Annotated in this window: 19 protein-coding genes; 11 read left to right on the top strand and 8 right to left on the bottom strand. The window is 53.3% G+C overall.

Going from position 1 to position 17,955, the window contains the following annotated elements; translation table 11 throughout:
• Positions 1-81: 81 nt before the first annotated feature.
• Positions 82-1,578 (top strand): MFS transporter, encoded by a 1,497-nt coding sequence (locus VE954_RS07580; RefSeq protein WP_324951289.1) that lies wholly within the window; start codon positions 82-84, stop codon positions 1,576-1,578.
• Here the strand turns inward: VE954_RS07580 and VE954_RS07575 are convergent.
• Both VE954_RS07575 and VE954_RS07570 read right to left on the bottom strand, forming a co-directional pair.
• Positions 1,575-2,957 carry a glycoside hydrolase family 5 protein gene (locus VE954_RS07575; protein WP_324951287.1) on the bottom strand — a complete coding sequence of 461 codons (1,383 nt, stop codon included), beginning with the start codon at positions 2,955-2,957 and terminating at the stop codon, positions 1,575-1,577. The two genes, VE954_RS07580 and VE954_RS07575, sit on opposite strands and share 4 nt — an antisense overlap.
• An 89-nt stretch (positions 2,958-3,046) precedes the next feature.
• Positions 3,047-4,264, bottom strand: a complete 1,218-nt coding sequence (locus VE954_RS07570; RefSeq protein ID WP_324951285.1) for a hypothetical protein — start codon at positions 4,262-4,264, stop codon at positions 3,047-3,049.
• Positions 4,265-4,424: 160 nt separating this feature from the next.
• On the opposite strand from VE954_RS07570, the gene VE954_RS07565 reads away from it, so the two are divergent.
• A complete protein-coding gene (locus VE954_RS07565; protein ID WP_324951283.1) occupies positions 4,425-4,964 on the top strand; it encodes a heme-binding domain-containing protein in 540 nt (179 codons plus the stop codon).
• A gap of 54 nt (positions 4,965-5,018) precedes the next feature.
• Here the strand turns inward: VE954_RS07565 and VE954_RS07560 are convergent, their stop codons facing one another.
• A complete protein-coding gene (locus VE954_RS07560) occupies positions 5,019-6,527 on the bottom strand; it encodes a hypothetical protein (protein WP_324951281.1) in 1,509 nt (502 codons plus the stop codon).
• 411 nt (positions 6,528-6,938) lie between these two features.
• Here VE954_RS07560 and VE954_RS07555 point away from each other — a divergent pair, with 411 nt between their 5' ends.
• The 4 genes from VE954_RS07555 to VE954_RS07540 all read left to right on the top strand — a co-directional run bounded on the left by VE954_RS07555 (position 6,939) and on the right by VE954_RS07540 (position 9,768).
• Positions 6,939-7,325 (top strand): hypothetical protein, encoded by a 387-nt coding sequence (locus tag VE954_RS07555; RefSeq protein ID WP_324951279.1) that lies wholly within the window; start codon positions 6,939-6,941, stop codon positions 7,323-7,325.
• Between the two features lie 105 nt (positions 7,326-7,430).
• A complete protein-coding gene (locus VE954_RS07550; protein WP_324951277.1) occupies positions 7,431-8,129 on the top strand; it encodes a hypothetical protein in 699 nt (232 codons plus the stop codon).
• Positions 8,126-8,947, top strand: coding sequence for a DUF692 domain-containing protein (locus VE954_RS07545; protein ID WP_324951275.1), 822 nt, complete (start codon positions 8,126-8,128; stop codon positions 8,945-8,947). The genes VE954_RS07550 and VE954_RS07545 overlap by 4 nt, the downstream gene beginning before the upstream one ends.
• Positions 8,944-9,768 carry a putative DNA-binding domain-containing protein gene (locus tag VE954_RS07540; protein WP_324951273.1) on the top strand — a complete coding sequence of 275 codons (825 nt, stop codon included), beginning with the start codon at positions 8,944-8,946 and terminating at the stop codon, positions 9,766-9,768. The genes VE954_RS07545 and VE954_RS07540 overlap by 4 nt, the downstream gene beginning before the upstream one ends.
• Here VE954_RS07540 and VE954_RS07535 read toward each other — a convergent pair.
• Genes VE954_RS07535 through VE954_RS07525 form a run of 3 tightly spaced genes read right to left on the bottom strand, consistent with a single transcriptional unit; the run spans position 9,765 to position 11,471 of the window.
• Positions 9,765-10,127: a hypothetical protein gene (locus VE954_RS07535; protein WP_324951271.1), complete on the bottom strand. Its 363-nt coding sequence runs from the start codon at positions 10,125-10,127 to the stop codon at positions 9,765-9,767. The two genes, VE954_RS07540 and VE954_RS07535, sit on opposite strands and share 4 nt — an antisense overlap.
• Positions 10,124-11,017 (bottom strand): hypothetical protein, encoded by an 894-nt coding sequence (locus VE954_RS07530; RefSeq protein ID WP_324951269.1) that lies wholly within the window; start codon positions 11,015-11,017, stop codon positions 10,124-10,126. Before VE954_RS07530 ends, VE954_RS07535 begins: the two co-directional genes overlap by 4 nt.
• Positions 11,004-11,471, bottom strand: coding sequence for a hypothetical protein (locus tag VE954_RS07525; RefSeq protein ID WP_324951267.1), 468 nt, complete (start codon positions 11,469-11,471; stop codon positions 11,004-11,006). Before VE954_RS07525 ends, VE954_RS07530 begins: the two co-directional genes overlap by 14 nt.
• Positions 11,472-11,561: 90 nt before the next feature.
• Here VE954_RS07525 and VE954_RS07520 point away from each other — a divergent pair, with 90 nt between their 5' ends.
• From VE954_RS07520 to VE954_RS07500, 5 genes are all read left to right on the top strand, one after another.
• Positions 11,562-12,845 carry a HAMP domain-containing sensor histidine kinase gene (locus VE954_RS07520; protein ID WP_324951265.1) on the top strand — a complete coding sequence of 428 codons (1,284 nt, stop codon included), beginning with the start codon at positions 11,562-11,564 and terminating at the stop codon, positions 12,843-12,845.
• Positions 12,842-13,351, top strand: coding sequence for a response regulator transcription factor (locus VE954_RS07515; RefSeq protein ID WP_324951263.1), 510 nt, complete (start codon positions 12,842-12,844; stop codon positions 13,349-13,351). The genes VE954_RS07520 and VE954_RS07515 overlap by 4 nt, the downstream gene beginning before the upstream one ends.
• An 84-nt stretch (positions 13,352-13,435) precedes the next feature.
• Positions 13,436-14,920, top strand: a complete 1,485-nt coding sequence (locus VE954_RS07510) for a hypothetical protein (RefSeq protein ID WP_324951261.1) — start codon at positions 13,436-13,438, stop codon at positions 14,918-14,920.
• 106 nt (positions 14,921-15,026) lie between these two features.
• Positions 15,027-16,994 carry a hypothetical protein gene (locus tag VE954_RS07505; protein ID WP_324951259.1) on the top strand — a complete coding sequence of 656 codons (1,968 nt, stop codon included), beginning with the start codon at positions 15,027-15,029 and terminating at the stop codon, positions 16,992-16,994.
• A 30-nt stretch (positions 16,995-17,024) separates the two neighbouring features.
• Positions 17,025-17,342 carry a hypothetical protein gene (locus tag VE954_RS07500; RefSeq protein WP_324951257.1) on the top strand — a complete coding sequence of 106 codons (318 nt, stop codon included), beginning with the start codon at positions 17,025-17,027 and terminating at the stop codon, positions 17,340-17,342.
• A gap of 334 nt (positions 17,343-17,676) precedes the next feature.
• Here the strand turns inward: VE954_RS07500 and VE954_RS43740 are convergent, their stop codons facing one another.
• Together VE954_RS43740 and VE954_RS07495 are read right to left on the bottom strand one after the other, a co-directional pair.
• Complete coding sequence (locus tag VE954_RS43740) at positions 17,677-17,745, bottom strand: hypothetical protein (protein ID WP_349263805.1); 69 nt, start codon at positions 17,743-17,745, stop codon at positions 17,677-17,679.
• Positions 17,742-17,955, bottom strand: a 214-nt coding sequence (locus VE954_RS07495; protein ID WP_324951255.1) for a transposase, incomplete at its 5' end; no start/stop codon positions are given. The genes VE954_RS07495 and VE954_RS43740, both read right to left, overlap by 4 nt.

Genomic DNA, 17,955 nt, shown 5'->3' with positions numbered 1-17,955 from the left:
ACTTGACCTCTGGCAGGCTCTGCGGGATAACCGTCCAGGTTTTTCTTCCCCCTCAGGACATTGTTTGGAAAGGTACCACGCATGACGGACAAGGCCCCGGCGCAGGCTCCAGGTCAATCTGCGAGTCAGTTGATATTGGACTACTTCCGCGAGTTTAAAGTCCTTAAGGAAACACCCCGCGAATACTGGGGCATTCAGATCATCAATTTCCTCGACTGTACGGCTTATTTTGCCTTGCTCAGTATCGTCACGATTTTTCTTTCGGACCAGATTGGGCTCGATGATAACAATGCCGGATACATTGTCACCCTGTTCACCTCCCTGACTACCATTCTGCTGCTTTTCTCGGGTCTCGCCACCGATTCCCTGGGGATTCGTAAATCGCTTTGGCTGGCGATGCTGAGCCGAGCGGCCGCGACCATTGCCGTCGTTTTCCTGGCTTTCAACCCGGATATTCCTTTCCGCGTGCCACTGGTCGCCGCCTGCTTTGTGGCCATGGCGCCGTCGATGGCCATGGTGCAAACCGTTTTTCAGTCTGCAAATAAGCGCTATACAAGCGAACGGTCGCGCAGTGCAGGTTTCAATCTTTGGTATCTCTTTATGAATATCGGCGCCGCCTCCGCTGGCGTCCTGGTCGATGTTGTGCGCCTGTCGTTGGGATTAAGCAGCACCTGGGTCATCGCGGCTGGTGTCATCACTTCCATGCTTTCCCTCGGTGTGATGCTCCTCATGGTCAGGCGCGAGGATCAGTTTGGTGATAACGGCCGTTTTGTGGAACGCACGGCGCAACAGATCCAGGCGAGCGCATCTGCTGCCAAGCCCAATCCGTTGACTATTTTGAAAGCCATGGTCAGTGAGTCTGCCTTCTGGCGCTTTGTGGTCCTCGTCACGCTGCTGCTTGGTGTACGTGCGGTCTTTACCTATATGTATCTGCTGATGCCCAAATACTGGACCCGGGTCATGGGCGAGGACGCTGCAATCGGAACGCTTAACGCTATCAACCCTATTTTGATTGTGGCGGGCCTGATTCTTTTTATTCCATTCGCCAACAAATTCAATATTTTTAAAATGCTGGTCTACGGTGCGATGATTTCCGCTCTGAGTCTCTTCGCTTTGGTTATTCCGTGGCAAAGCATGGGGCAGGTTCTCGGGTCTTTGGGACAGACGCTGGGCGTCAGCTGGATGCGCAATGATTTTGTGCCGGCTTATTATGCCCTGTCCGTTCTTTGCATGATTTTCTTATCCATCGGCGAGGTGATCTGGTCACCGAAACTGCAGGAATATACGGCTGCGATCGCTCCCGAAGGACAGGAAGGATCGTATCTGGGGCTGTCGATGGTGCCCTGGTTCGCGGCGAAAACCATTGTCAGCGTCCTGTCGGGACATATGCTGTCGCGTTGGGTTCCTGAAGGTATCGGCGAGCGTCTGCGGACCGGAACCGTTCCTTTCTGGGAAACGCCCGAGGCCATGTGGCTGATCCTGGGATGTGTGGCTCTGGCCGGACCGTTTCTCGCCCTTCTCTTTCAGGGTTGGCTCACCAAAGGGGCTCGTTGGCATAAAGCCAGCCCCAAGGTTTAACGGGCTCGAAATAAAAAGGTCAGCGATCTTTGGGTCAGGCGTGGGCCCTGATCCCGGACACAGCGCAGACGATGGGCGTTCTCCATCTCACACTGATGGGAACGTTCCCCTTCTTTCACCTCAACCCCGATCCATTCGAGTCGAGCGGGAATGACAATCTTGACTTCCTCGGGTAGAACGCGTGGTTCATAGACCAAAGATAAGGTTTTCGCCGTTTCGCTCCACTGCATGCTGACGATATCACCGGGTGTTTCTTCAACAAAAGGCCGCGGCCGATACGTCCCACGCAAGCGACCCTGATCATCATTGATACTGAAATCTTCCTGATTCCATCCATCCTTGGTAACGGCATTCCACTGGGGCGTATAAACCCACTGCGCTCCCGAATACAGTTCGCGATCCATGAGATCGTATATGGCATCGATATAATCGGCCGCGTTCGGGAGATGAGCCGGGGCTCCGAATTCACCCAGATACAAGGGGCTCGACCAGCGCTGCAGAATTTTCCGCCAGTGCCCTTGCGTTGTTTGCAAAGTCCAGGCGCTCCAGGATTGGAAGGTTTGCAGTCCAGGATCGTAGAAGTGTGAGGAATGGACGATATTGTCGAGCGGAATGGGCGGCAGTTGGGACGCAATCAGGCCTGTGCTGGTCAAAGCATGCGCACTCAAAAACAGGACTGTTCCAGGAATAATCGTTTGTACGATGCGGCCTGCATCATGATAGAGGGTGGGCAGTTCACTCTTTTCCAGGCCCCAGGGTTCATTCATAAGATCGAAACCGACAAGGTTGGGTGCATCGGCAACGGCTTGGGCCAGATGCTGCACCATCAGCAGATAACGGTCTCTGACGCCGTATGTATTGCGATGGAAATGATGCCAGGCCGTGTGCATCGAAATGTCCAAAAACATCTGCACAGACCAATTTTTACAGGCCTCACCGTTATCGGGTACCGCAGCTTTTTGAAACGGTGGCAAAGCCCATCGAGGGAATCCTTCGCCACAGCCCCTGACGGCAAAGCGGGAAAAGGCATCCTGATGAATATCGACAATCACCAGAAGATCATGCTGAGCGGCCCAGTCCACCGTCTGCCTATAGGAGTTGAGATAATCCCAATCGTAGGCGCCTGCCTGTGGTTCAAAAGCCTCCCAATTGAACAGGAGCCGCACGCTGTTAAAGCCCCAACCGCGCAGAGGTGCAAAATCCTTGTCCCCGCGAATGGAACGAAAAGGTGGAACCTTGGTATCGCCGCCGACGTTGATGCCTCGCAGCAGGATCTGCCGGCCATCCTGCGTGCGAAAGCGGGCGCCATCCACATGAATGGACCCGTGCATGGGGTACGAGAGTCCGAAGAGCAGGCAAAGGCAGAGTATGTATCGCATTCGACACTCCTTCGAGGGGGCTCGGGTCCAGGTGTATTCTGGTCTTCTTATAACCAATTTACCCAGCCCGAGAAAGAAGGAGATATTGCTTATTGAGCCAGAATTTCCGAAAACCAGCTCACCGGTGCGAAGATGAAGGGACAGTTACCGTGGGAATAGGGGCGGCTGGCATCGGGACTGCGGGCAATGACTGCGGTCACGGGAGCTTCGGCATTGAGTGTTTTGAAATGAGCGAGCGTTTTTTCGGTAGCCTCGACCGCGACGATTTCGTCTTCAGCGCAATGGTAAAGCCGGGTCGGCGTCACCGGAACCCACGCATCCTGATTCAGACTTTGTTCCACCAGCAGGCGCCGCATGAGCTGGGCCTGCGCCGTGAGCGGTACAGGCCGAAGAAAGTCATCGAGATAGTCGCCTTCGATGAGTTTACGCGTTTCGGGCGGCAGAGCTTTCATGATGTCAGAGCTGCTCACACCACTGGTATAGAGACTTTTCAACTGGGTCACATCGATCGCAAAGACAGCGTCAAGATCGATTTCTGGGGCCAGCCATTGATCATAGGCCAGAACCAGGAAGGACGAGATAAGGGGATTCGACACAGGCCGTGAGAGCGCGGCCAAAGCTGCCACTTCGAGGTCATAGGGGCCGGCTGAGGGTGCTGATGCCGTGACAGTGAACTCTGTGCTGTGATCCAGTTCCAGGGCCCTTTGCAGAGCCATCGTCGCATAACCGCCTTCAGAGTAGCCTTTCAGAAAGAGTTTGCCCAGGGTGATCCCCTGGTCTGCGGTGAGGCTGCGCGTCGCTCGCAAGAGATCCACGCCCGCCGGGACATAGCTTGAGGCGATCAAATAAGGGTGAAACTCATTCGCGGACGTGCCATATCCCAGATAATCCATCACGGAGGTCACAAAACCTTGCGAGGCTTCGTAAAGGCCTTCATTGGGGCTCAGGGAAGGGGCCTCTTTTTTGCCGGCAACTGTGCCATGCTGCAAGCTGATCCAGGGCAGGTGTTCCGCCGTGACATCCGGGATGATAACCAACCCGGAAGCCTCTGTGGGAAGCCCTGTGCCAGGACTTATTTGACTTTGGTAGTTAACTCGAAATAATTTGATTCCATACCGAGCCTGTAGACCGAGTCGCTGAAAGTTGGCGTTGAGTTGCTCCTTGGTATACGACGCGATGAGAGCGGATTCAATCAAGGTTCCTCGTTCGGGTGCAGATGCTGCTGCTGCTGTGGTGATAACTTCAGCGCTGGATAAGAACAAAGCGCAGAGAACTGAAAGACGGAACATGCGTAAATTGCGAAGCATGCAAACTCCTTTCAAAGATGGTGCTCACGGGTAAAGTCTGGTTTTAACACAAGAGAGAGACGGCTGGAATAGCACGAGTCCTGATCATTTTCTCATGCAATTTGTGCTTCGCTCATTAAGATGAGTTGTCCAAGCCTGAGCCGGAATTGGGAGAATTGAAATGAAAATCCGACGCTTAAACTCACGCAACGCCACCCTGTTGATCGCGTCTCTGGTCGCGTTGGGTGGACTTCCAGCGTGGGCCCATGAGGGGGAAGAGGCGCCAAAGGCGAAAATCAGGCCAACGACAGACGATGAGCGCGAAAGGCGAATGGTCGAAATCACGGCTGATTATCAATTGGCTGTTGCACCCCTGTTTCAAAAAGCCTGTGCTGACTGTCATTCTGGAGATACTCAATATCCCTGGTATTCCATGATGCCTGGTGTGAGTCAGTGGATCAAAAAGGACATTGCAGAAGCGCGGCAGCACATTGAGTTTTCCAACGGCTATCCCTTTCAAAGCCATGCCTCACCTCTTGAGGATCTGATCGCTGTGGAAAAAGTAATCACAGATGGTTCCATGCCGCCTCTGCGTTACCGCATCATGCATAGCAGGGCTCGATTGAATGAACAGGAAAAACAGCGGATCACCCATTGGGCCCGCCGGGGGCAGCAGATGCTTCGTGACGATATGGCCCGCGCTGCGGAACGGACTGAATAAAAAAATCGCAGATTCCTGTCGAGGAACCTGCGATTGTACACTAGGATTCTGTTTTTACAGTGAGCAGAAGCTCACCACGCCTGAAACATCTTCATTATCAGTTTTGGCATCTTTCCAGCGTTTCACCAGGACGGGAAACTTACTGGTGACCACATTACACAGTGCGGTTTTATCTGCACCTTTCAGGTAGCTGATGCTGGTGCCCACGGCCGTATTCATAATGCGGCTGAGGCTCGCCTTGCCACCCAGATCATCAAATTCGTTGGAAGCCTTGATGGATTTTAACCAGGCAAGAGCCATTTCCGCTTTCAAGACGGACGAGTCCTGAGTGGGATTCGTTGGGACAGCCGCGGCGAACACAGCATCAGCCGTGTGGGCCATGGCGGCGCCGATGATATGAATATCCGAGAAAAACGGCTGACTGCAGGCTTCAATCGGCGATGTGGGTTTTTCCTGGAGTTCCTCACTGAGCTTCGTGCTGAAGGTCTTATTCCAGAGGGTTTCGTCCCAGCTTTTGCTGATACCGTTATAAAAGGTAGGCGAAACAAGGTTACGGTTTTTGGCAAAGCAGCTGATATCGAACATATCAGCCGGCTGCTTCAGGGAGTAGTAAGCCCACATATCAGCAAAACCTTCGTTCAAGGACCCAATAAAGAAATCCTGTGACTTCACGAACTCACCGAAACTAGCCGCTTGAGTTGGCTGGCTGGCGATGCGAGCCAGGGTCGAGGCCGGTGTTTGGAAAAGGTGCAGGTCGGGATGCGCCGCCGCGTGCTCGTGATACGAAAGAAAGGATGCGCCCCCTTCATTCATCATGGTTGAGAAAATGAAGTGACCAAATTCGTGCTGGAAAACGCCTTTTATCGCCCACAGAGGTTCACCGCCCAGAAGTTTCAATTGCTGGCTTTGCTTGCTCTGCGGATACGAGATCAGTGTGGGATGCGTGCCACCCATGAAGACGGCGTTGTCTGTCTGGTATTCGGTGTCTTCCCGGGCGACGTCATCAGCATTCACGGAGCGGTCAATCATTTTGACTTTGATCGCAGCGTTCAGATAGATAGGCTCGAGGGTCGGGAGAGTGAGGCTGCCCTTATTTTTAACCGCCTGGTACAACGCATGGGCTGTGTCGGCATCGGATTTCATGCTGATGGCAGCGCCTTCCTGAGTGTTGACGGGAATAGTGCTGGCATCGCGGCAGAGGGCGACGGGGCGACCCTGGCTTATATAGTCCATTTCGTAGGTCTGACGCGTGATGGATTTTTCCTTGGCGTTTTCCCAGATGTTCTCTTCGATGGTGGTACTCGTGCGGACCATGTCGACACCAATCAAGGCTTCCGCGATAAGAGCGCTCCTTAAGCCCAGACCGCGCTGATCGTTGCAATTGGGGTCATAAACCTGAACCTCAACCGGATCGCCCGAGGATTCGCGGGTGAATTCATAGACCTTATCCTTTTTGGGCACTTCAACAGTGACGTATTCAGTTTTGGTTTTAGTCTTGGGCTGACACGCCATGACCAGAATAAGGGCGGTGGTGGAAGTGAGGGCGAAAGCGGTCTTATTCATAGTAGAAAATCCTAAGAGTGGGTCAATCATTGAAGTCGTGGGTTAGACGCAGAACCACAGGATTTATTGCAAAGTCTTGAAATTGTGAGGACGTCCTGATTTGGACCGCTTTTGTCCCGTAGAGCGACCGGAATTTTTGAGCAGCCTACCAGAAGGTGCGATTTTTTAAGGATTTTTATGTGGCATCGTTTCTGCAAATCGGGAGCCAACCTCTTCTGGAGTAACCGACTATGTCTATTCATCCTTCGCTGTTTTTTTACCCAAGGCCCAAACCTCAAGCCACACCGACCAAGCCCCCACCGAAAGATTCAACCCCTGGCCGATGAGCGATAATCTTTCGGCTCAGGCGTTGTCTTGCCAGCAGGGCTTTGTTAGACTTCAGGCGTTCCGTGTAACCCTGGGAGTCGTGCGGTGCAGAGTGTCAATCGGAGTTGGCGGCGATATGCAAAATGGTTGGGATTCATTATCCTGACCTTGAATATTGTGCTCGTTTCGATTCCGCGCTGTGAGTTCGTCATGGCGATGCTGCAGCATCAATGGGCCGATCCTGTGACGGCGCATGAGGGTCATGTTTGTCATGAGGACAGCTTGCCCGCCCATGATAACGACCCGGCCTTCACATCCAAACGGCTTTGTCAGTGTTCTGTTTTTCAATTCATGGCGTTTCATGCTCCGGCCTTGAATTGGCATGAGTATGTGTACTTCCGCATTCAATCCGAGCGACTTCTCACCTTTCCCTCAAGCCATGCCTTAAGTCAGTTTTATCCCCGCGTGGAACCTCCCTATCCAAAAGCATAGACGTCTTCGACCTGACATCACTTCATAAAGCTCGAACTATTTCTGGGCGCGCCTTCGATCTTTGCGTTCAGATTCTATAGATTCCATTCCAGGAAAGGATGAATCATGTCTGTCGCTCATTCGGAAACAGGATTGTCATCGACCCTTTTGGCAGCGGCTCTGGCGGGGCTGATGGGTGGAGGATTGGTGGGATGCAACAAAGAAGATGAAAAGATCGTGGAAGTGTCCGCACCTGCCGCTGCTATTACCTCCACAACGGTTGATACCACGATGACCAAAGCCACGTTCTCTAATCTTTGCGAAACGCGAGGGGGCGTGATGCAAACCCATGCCAGCTGCTCGGGTTCCAATACCTGTGCCGGCGTTTCCTTTCACACGTCGTCCGGAAAACTCAGTGAGCATACCTGCAAAGCTGCCAACATCTGCGGCGGTATGAGTTGCGTGGACCTGCCCGAGGACCGAGGTTTGACAGGGGCTGCGATTCTGGAAGGCGGCAGCGGGGTCGCCATGAGCGATGCTGATATTCAATGCAACTTCTGTCACGGTGAAGGCAAGACGGCCTTCATTCTGCCGATTGCCCCAGGGGCCGACGCAACAGCCGAGGCTGCCGCGTTTCAGGCTCAATCCGATGCGGCTATGGTGGCCACGATCGCCTTTGGAATTCATGGCATCAACGCGGATGGAAGTGCCTTTGCGAACATGCCTGGCTTCTATAAAACTTATTCTCTGCCCGAAATGAAAAGGCTGGTGACGCATCTCAGATCGCTGCCGCTGGAAACCAAAGAATGGCGGGAGACGCCGTGACCGACCAGCGAATCGCTCGGGATGCTTTAGGGCTCGGCCTGCGGCCGGCTCTGTATGCGAAGGTTTTGGCCGAGCGTCCGCTCGTCGATTATTTTGAAATTATCAGCGAGAATTTTATGGGACCAGCGAAGCCTCCGCGGCAGAACCTGGCCCAGGTTAGAGCCCATTATCCTGTGGTCATGCACGGGGTGGGCCTGAATTTGCTCGGTCATGAACCCTTGAATGAACACTATCTCGAGGCCCTTTGCCGACTGGCGGACATAGTGGATCCGCCCTTCGTCAGTGATCATCTGTGCTGGACAGGGGCGCATGGATTTTCGCATCACGATCTTTTGCCCACACCTTACACCCGCGATCTGGTCGGCTACGCAGCCGACCGGGCTCGCCGGGTTCAGGAACGTTTGGGGCGACCCTTTGCACTGGAAAACCTATCCAGCTATGTGCGCTTTGCTGGAAGTGAAATGCCCGAATGGGAATTTTATCGGGCGGTTGTGGACGAGGCTGGGGTTTATTTTATGCTCGATATCAATAACATCTACGTTTCAAGCCAGAATCATCAGTTCAATCCGTTGGAGTATCTGCAACACATCCCGTTTGATCGGGTGGTTCAGGTGCATCTGGCGGGACATAACACGCGTCCTGACGGCACTATCATCGATACTCATGATCGTGCGATCGATGCGAATGTCTGGGATCTGTATCGAAAAGCATGGACCATGGGAGGACCGTTCCCAACCCTTTTGGAATGGGATGACGACCTTCCTCCCATGCCCGGACTGGTGGCCGAAATGCAGAAAGCGCGGGAGTTTCAATCATGAGGTCCGCCCCATCGTGGTTGGCTCCTTTTCAGCAGTCTTGGAGTGAAGTTCTCCAGACCCCTCTCGCGTCGCATCAGGGAACGCTTCAACCCAGCCTTCCCCCCGTTTGGTTGGAACTGGGAGCGGATAACTCCGTGCGTGATCCGGCGGCAGGGGTTGCCGATTATCAGCGGCAATATTGGTTCCGTCTGCTGAACCATCTGCAGACCGAATTCCCTCTGACCGCCCGACTCATGGGGTTTTGGTCGTTCAATCATCTCGGCATCGCCTACCTGCAGAAATTTCCGCCGCGCAATTATGATTTGCAAGCGATCCAGCGGCATTTCGTGAATTATCTGCGTGACGTGAATCAACCGCTTGTCTGGATGCAGGCAGCCCGCATCGATGAGGCGCGCAGCAAGGTCTTCTTGGCTCCTGACTATGAGACCTGGCATTGGGAAGATGCCAGGGTATCCCATCCCGCATTGCTTTCCTTACATTCGGCTCCCGACTGGATGCTTATTGATGAAGATTGGGCGCTCATGGATCTCTGCCTGCAGTTGCCTGACCTGCAGGGCGAAGGGGCACTTCCCTGTCCAGAAGCTCACGCGCAGACTCAATACTGGTTAATTCAAAGGGATGCGCAGGGCCTTATCCATCGCTGCCTGCCCCAGCCGCAGGCGCATCTCTATGATCTCTTAACCAGCCACACCATTCACGACGCCGTGATGATGCTGCAGCAGGAATGCGCGAAGCAGGGCTGGACCGTACGGCCGTCATCCGTACAAACTTGGACGGCCCAAAGTGTAGCGTGGGGGCTTTGGGCCAAGCGTTCTCTCTAGGGTTGACGCAGATCGCGAATGTATTTTTCTACGGGGAGGTTACGAACACCAAAGGCTTGCGCAATGGATTCATCTTTGTCAAAGAAACAGGTCGCAGCGGAGGCTCGATCTTTTAAATAGACCTGCAGAACTTTATCCGCTTTCGGCCTGGTATCAGCTGACGCGACAAAGATAGTGTCATGAATGCGATCCGCTGTGATATGACTCGCGCAGCTGGAGCACCATGATGCAAAGAACACGACCCGATTGGGGCTTTTTTGCGTCGCTTCACGAAATTCCGTGATGTTTACGGGCCGGCAATCAGCCCACAGGGGTGAGCCGAGTCCCAACAGTCCCATGATAAGCGCAAGGCATTTCATAGAGTCTTCATCCAGGCCAGTGTGTAGGTTAGCGTCTCCGTGGCATTCCGGTTGGAACCGAAAGCGGCTTTTTGACTCCAGCTCAGGCGAAAGTTATCATCTTCCACCCGCATGGTTTCCAAAGTGAGAAAGACATCATGCGAAAGTTTGTCCGAAGGCACCGGCGAAGGCTGATCGTCCAGTTCAATGGGCCCTCGTTTATCACGGACCACACCGCCGATAATTTTAAAGGTTTCGGCTGGCTTATACCCCAGCGTGCCAATCCATTTTTCAGTCGGGCCCATCTGCAGACGACCGCTTCGGGTGTTTTCTTCCCAAGGCTGGGAATAGAGAAAGCTGGCGCCGAAGAGTATGGGCTGCATTCCAAACCAGACATCGGCACCCACAAAGGTTTCATCATAACCGGCACCAAAGGAATCTAGATTGTAAAGTTCCTTGGAATCCTGAAGACTTTTTGTCGTCTGAAAACGATGCGATACAACCAGCTGCACCTGGGGAATCCAGGGTTCTGTCACATCCTGCATCAAGGCCGTCCAACGAAGATTCAAAGCGGTGTCGGTCATTCCGGTTTTGGCGCGCGATCCTTTTCGATTTTCTCCCAAACCTGTGTCGAGACTCACAAAGAGCGCCGACGTCAGGCGATGCGCATAAGCCAGTTCCAATTTGGTTTTACGATCCGGGCCGTAGTCCTTGCGCGTCTGACCCTGCTCATCAACAGCCTGAAATCTGTGGGCCAGGGTCATGCCCAGATAAAATTTGCGCTGCTCCAAGGGATTTAAGATGACCGGATCAGCCGCGCCGCTTCCGCAGGACGAGCAGGCCCACGCGGGTTGCCAACGCAGTGCTGCTGCGATAGCCAAAGTCAGCAGTAGGCCGTTACTCCACTTCATGTGGGATGCTCACGCGAACTTTATCCTGCTGACCCTCGACTTCCGCTTCCAGATCAACGACCCAGGACCCAGCCGATCCACCCATGGAAAAGAAAATTCGACTCACCGTCCAGTGTCCGCGCGCCACCTGGTTGAAGACCATGTCCTCTTCCTTGATGGAGGGGTGACCCATGCTTGCCATATAAAGGTGAAAGCGAAGCAGGCGGCTGTCGACCAGGTTTTGGTTATTTTTATCAACGAAATAGACCTCGGCGCTATTGTCGAGAGACTGGGAGCGAGGCGGATGATTCCAGACAATTTTTACTGCGAATGTCTGATAGGTGCTGAAAGCGTAAGGCGCCTGCGCCTCCTGTTCGGGTCCTGTCGGACGTGCCGGCGGGTCCGCCGTATTTTTGTCAGCATCACCGCATGACACAAGGGTAAAAATAAACAATCCCATCCACCAGACTTTCATGGACTCTCCTTTAAAACTCTTCTGTTTTGGTATAAAAGAATTTCATCATGGATCCAACGCAGCGAATTGTTGCAGGTCAGGAAGTCGAATATGCGTCAAACCCATCAGCAATGGATCAAGCCCCTGCTGGAAATGTCCCCGTCGTCCAGTCGGGATGGGGAGGAACAAACATACGCGAAGCATGCCCTGCTGCGACGGGTGCGATGGTATGTGATAGGAGCGCAGCTTGCGGTCATGTATCCGGCCTGGAAAACCGGCTATCTGGTGGAGAACGAGCTGACGATTGGAATCTATCTCATGATCGTAGCAGGCCTGGCTTATTGGAATATGAGTTCGAAATCTATTCACGTCACGGGCGGAATTTTTCTTGAACTCACAGTTGACCTTCTGGCTTTGACCGGACTCCTGATCCTGACCTCGGGCTGTCAAAATCCATTTTTTTCCCTCCTGTTTGTTGGGGCCATCATGGGGCCCATTCTTTTATCCCGACGCCTGGCCGTGGGTTATTTAGTGGAGTCGGCTTTGGCTCTGGCCTTGGTCTGCTTTTTTACAGAACCGAAAATGGTCAACGCGCACGGACATGAGGTGGCAACGGTCCTGACAGTGGGCGTCAAGATCCTGGTGATTTTCATCATGGGGGCGATGACGCTCTGGTTGAAGGATCACTGGGAACAGGCACGGATTCATGCGGAAAGCCTGCAGCGTCAACGGCAAAGGTTAAATAATTTTCGGGCGATGGGGATCGTAGCGAGCCAGCTTTCGCATGAACTTTCCACGCCGCTCAATACGATCAAGATTATGATGGATCGCCTGCAACGTCATTCGGATGGAACCCACCGTCAGGAGTTGCGGGTGGCCCAGGCTGCTCTGCAGCAATGTGAACGCAGTATCCAAGGCCTCTTCGCGACGGGAGTCGATGCTCAATCCCTCTTATTCAAGGACACTCATCTCGCGCCCTTTATCCAATCCGTCTGTGATAAATGGCATCTGGATTTTCCCGATGTGAACCTGAGCGTTGCGGTGGACGAAGGAACTCATGATGTGATCACTAGAATTCCCGTTACGCCCCTGGCCCAGGCGGTGCTCGATCTTCTTGATAATGCCAAGGAAGCTGCGGACCAGGAGCCGGCTGATATTCGGGTGAGCATGAAAGTCGAATCTGAACGTCTGCATATCATGATCACCGATCGAGGTCGTGGGCTGGATACCAGTATCCGGGATCGATTGGGAGAACCTTTTGTATCGACCAAGGCCAGTGGCACCGGACTTGGTGTCTATAATGCTTCCTCGCTGCTGGAGGCGCTTGGCGGGAGTCTGGGATTTCAGCCGGGACAGGGTGGGGGAACCCAGGTGTCGTTGGTGCTGCCACTATGAAACATTTATTGATCGTGGAAGACGATGCGATGTTCCGCGAGGCCCTGGCCCAGGAATTTTGTGAGCGCGGGTATCAGGTTCACGGTTGTGCCTCACTTCAACCGTGGAATGTGCCCGCATCCTTCGTGCCCTCGCATGCGATCATCGACTTGAAATTGCATGGCGCTAGCGGGCTGGATGCCCTGGCTCAATTGAAGCACTATTATCCCACCTGTCAAACCATTATGCTCACCGGATACGGCAGCATTCCAACCGCTGTTCAGGCCATGAAACTTGGGGCTTTGAACTATATTGCCAAACCCGCTTCGATCGATGACATCGAACGTGCCTGGCTCGGGCCGCCGACGCGGACGGACGAGATGATCGAAACGCGAAACCTCTATGAACATGAGCGGCAGCATATTGAAAAAATATTGCAGGACTTTGACGGGAATATTTCCAAAGCCGCCAAAGCCCTGGGGATCCACCGGCAAAGCCTCCAGAGGAAACTCCGTAAATACACGTGAGCCGCCATGGCTTTTATTATCCCTTGGTTGATTCTGCTATAATGGAAGCACATGTTTCCTGCTGACTCAACGAAGAGGATGCTCATGTTCGATGCGCGATGGCTGGTTTTTGTAAGCCTCTTTCTGAGCTCCGCTGCCTGCCTTCGCGCGGCGAAAACCAGCGGGCCTCAAAGTCAGGAGAATCAGCGCTGGTACGCGACGGAACGTGATGTACCCCCACTGGAGCTGAAGTATCATAGTGCCCTTACGCCTTTTCCCAAAGGCGAGGAGATGCGTAAGAAGCTTTGCTTTGGATTTGACAGCCAACGCAGCCAGGACTTTGATAAGGTCCGCCAGGTGTTTTGCCAAGCCAACGTTCCCGTTATTCAAAGCCTGCGTGACCTGCAGACAGCTCTGGGTCTCGCCATTCCCGATAAAACGCCGAGAGGCCGGGACTTCAATGGTCAGCCTGGTGTGACGCCGGGTTGGGCTTTGACTGGTCATTCCACTTCACTTGTCGCCCGCTTCGTGTCGCCCATCAATCCAAGGGTTATTCTTTTCACCGCGCCCAAGGATGCCAACACAGCAATGACGGATTTTGTTGTGATGGGATTTGTTCGTGGTGATCAATTTGTGGAGCTTATTGCCCGCGAGCCGAAGTCTGGAAAACTGAATTTTTTCCTGGTTGAGTTCACGCAGGCCTGCAATGAAAATGGTCACTGCTCCACGGGTCACCTGCAGTCCGCCGCGATCGAAAGTCAGTGGCAGGCCATCACCATTTATGAAGATATCTATCTCAGCAATACCGTCTTCGATTGCACACACTGCCATCAGCCGGAAGGCCCCCTGACTGATAAAATGCTGCGGCTTCAGGAAATGGATCGACCCTGGTCGCATTTTTATCGCGATGATACGCAAGGGCAGGACCTCATTCAAATGTTCCGGGATTTTCATGGTCCCGATGAGGGGGTGGGAGGTGTTCCGGCTCATCTCATCAGCTCCTCGGATCCTGAAAAACTGGTCTGGCTGTTAAAGGCTAACGGTTTTGGTGAGCAGCCAAATCGATTTGCATCGGCAGTCATTGAGCAGGAAGTTCAAAAGGACAAAGGACCAGGGCAGGCGTGGCTGCAAGGTTGGGATCGATTTATAAAAGGTGAAACGATCGCATTTCCCTCGTGGGCGAATTCCATTCTGGATACAAATAGATGGGGTGACGTCAAAACCCGCTGGAAAGCTGCGACCACAGTCGAAAGCCGCCCGGATCTGCGCGAGGCGCTGGACGATCGCCTGAGCGCAAGTTATGGCGCTCGCGCGCCGCAAAATGCAACAGGCCAGGAGCTTTTGGCTTTGGCCTGTCAGCGATGTCACAATCAAAAACTCGACAGTACGCTTGGTAAATCCTTGTTTCGCGCGGATCAGAACCCGCAGGAACGTTCCGCCTTGAATGCCAAAAATGCAATCGATCGCCTCGAGATTTTGCGCAAGGATCCAGCGAATCCTTTGGCCATGCCGCCACGACTCTTTATGGACCTGACGGGACCGGAGATTGATCTCATCATTCAGGAGCTTAAAGCCGGTCGTGCCCTTTAATTCCTGCCCCATTGGGTGTTCTTTCCGAACCAATCCTGTTAAGGTGAAAACCACGCGTGGGGAATCCTGCGCGTAGGTTGGCATTTTTTACGCAAAAGGGTTTTCTATGATCGCGTTTCTTTCCCGGCGCTGGCCCGCAATTTTCACGGGGTTGCTCGCTGTATCGTGCACGTCTGTTCCCAAGGATAATCGTTCCGAGACTGAATTTCGTATGGATCGCAAGGAATTCAATCGCCTTGCCGTCCGTCTGAATCTGCCTTTGCTCTGGGAAAACGATGCCAATAACAACCAGGCCATCGATCCTGATGAAGTCCGAACCCTGCAGTTTTATCCGACTCAGGAACAATGGTCGGATGGGAAAACCTTCACGCCTGCATTTCACGACGCTCTGACCCGTATTAAAGCCCTGGCGCAGGCTCCAGCACCGACGGACGAACGCTTGAAGCTGGTGGTTCAGGACCTGAATTCGGGTCTGCCGACGGTTATTTATAACGACCTGCGCAAGCTCAATGAATCGGAACGCGCCTTTGCGCAAAGCATGTTGAAGCTGTCGGTGAAAATCGATGCGCTGTATGCCCGGCAATCGGGACTTGATGCCGTTCGCGCGCAGGTCCCAGCCGATGATGTGGCCAGTCAAAGTCTCTTCCGCCGCAACTGGGGACCGAAGTGCCGTTCACCGCAGTTGGAAAACAATCCGGCCTGTACCGCCATCCCCGGCATGACGAATGTGCCTTTTGATATTTATCCGACCGCCATGCAGAGCGATCCTAATTTTTGTCAAACCTTCGAGAAGCACAAAGACAATGCGAAGCTGATGAGCCCCTTCGTTGTGGTGCGGGAAAATAAAGGCCAATTCGCAGCCGTTCCGTATACCGAGGCTTATCGCGATTTGATGTCGGATGTGGCCAAGGATCTGGAAGCGTCGGCAGCCCTTCTGGGCGAGTCAGAGGCGGCTCTTAAGAAATATATTCTGGCCGCGGCCGCAAGCTTTCGCAGCAATGATTGGGTGCCCGCGGATGAGGCCTGGTCCCGGATGAGTGCCACCAATTCCAAATTTTATTTAAGGATTGGCCCGGATGAAACGTATTGGGAACCTTGCTCGCGCAAGGCTGGTGTTCATATGACCTTTGCCTTGATCAACAAGGATTCGCTGAAGTGGCAGAATACTCTTTCGCCAGGTCTGCAGAAAATGGAAGAGGATATTGCCCGCCTTATCGGGGCTCCCTATAAGGCCCGCAAGGTGTCTTTTCATCTGCCGGATTTTATCGATATCGCTCTCAATGCCGGTGATGATCGTGATGCATTTGGTCTGACTGTGGGTCAAAGTCTGCCGAACTGGGGGCCAGTGGCCAACGAAGGCCGTGGCCGCACCGTGGCCATGAGCAACGTCTATCAGGACACTGATAGCTCGATGATGGTTCGGCAGCGGGCAGAGTCCTTATTTGTCAAGGACGATCTGGTCCATCTGACCACTGATAAAACGGTGAGCATTGTGAACACCATCCTTCACGAAATCAATCATAACCTGGGGCCATCCCACGAGTATGCCTATCGCGGCAAGCGTGATGGCGAACTGTTCGGTGGGCAGCTTGCCTCGATGCTGGAGGAGTTGAAAGCTCAAACCAGTGGCCTTTATTTCATCGACTCCCTCCAAAAGCAGGGATTCATTACCGAGCAAACCGCGCAATCCCTTTACATGGATAGCGTGCTATGGGCCTTCGGTCATGTGTCTCAAGGCATGTGGACGGCGCGCAAGGAACGCAAGGCGTACAGCCAGCTGGCCGCGATTCAACTCGGCCTTTTCCTGAAAGAAAAAGCTGTGATCTTCAATCCCGACGGCGTGGCGGCAAACGGCAAGGATCGCGGAACATTTAAGATCGACTTCGCTAAAATGCCCGCTACCATCAAGAAAATGGCTCAGGAGATTGGTGGTATCAAAGCCAAAGGTGATAAGAACAAAGCCGAGCAGTACACACGCGATTACGTGGATGGCAATCAGCAGCTGCGTGATCTGATCACGGAGCGGTATCTACGCTATCCCAAGCAAAGCTTTGTCTATGCGGTCGATATTTGAACCTGATTTCCTGGCAGAAGGAGTGTGCGGATGGATCTCTTGAATGCAATCATTGATACCACCAAGCAGATGGCCGGTGACGCCCTGGCTCAGAAGGCCGGCGCGCATACCGAACAAAGCGCCGACACGGTCTTTGCAGTGTTTCTGGACTGGTTCAATGCGATGGAAGCCGAGCACAAGGCCGAGTTTGTTAGAATCGTGAAGCACGTGACGGGCGCTTTGTCCACCAATGGGGAAGGTATCGAAGCGATCTGGGAGCAATTCAAGGATAACGAATTGGTCCGCCACTGGATTGGCAGCTTTTCCACCGAGTTGGTGAAAAAGCTGACCCAGGAATTTCTGTCTTGAAGAGAAGCAGGACAGGCGGCCTTAGGCGGTTCTGTCCTGCTGTTGATCGCGGGCGATTTAAAATGCCTCGTGTGCGACCAAGTCACCTGGTATTGGAATGGATGCCGTACGACGCTGTCTTCAGGGTAAGCCAGGGGCTATCAAGGTCCTGCTTGTCAGGCATTCTTGATGGGGAATTCTAGAAATTTCGTTTTGAAATCTCATTGCCGGCTCATCTATCGGATTGTCGACAAGTACTCCAGCCATAGCCCGTCCCGAGCCGGCGAGGAACCAGACGGGTTTGGCTGGTGGTGAAAGCCGACTGCCGTGATCCGAGCCAAGCGAGGTGAGCGGCCTATTCCACTTCAGCCTGATTTTCAATGTATTGCTTGAGCACTGAAAGTGGAGCGCCACCAACGGTCAGAAGGCAATACGTCCTGCTCCAAAAAATCGGCTTCCAATAATATTTTGAATGTGTTCGGCAAATTCCTTTCGGATAAGGCGGGAGCTTACCGTTTTCAGATTGCCCACGAGTTTGGATGGCTGCGCTTTTGGATTGAGTGCCATCAAAATATGGACATGATCAGCCTCGCCATTGAATTCCAAAAGACAGCAATCCCATGTTTCCAAAAGT

This window comes from Oligoflexus sp. (assembly GCF_035638955.1).
Classification (GTDB): domain Bacteria; phylum Bdellovibrionota_B; class Oligoflexia; order Oligoflexales; family Oligoflexaceae; genus Oligoflexus.
This window is presented reverse-complemented; position numbering and strand designations above follow the sequence as displayed.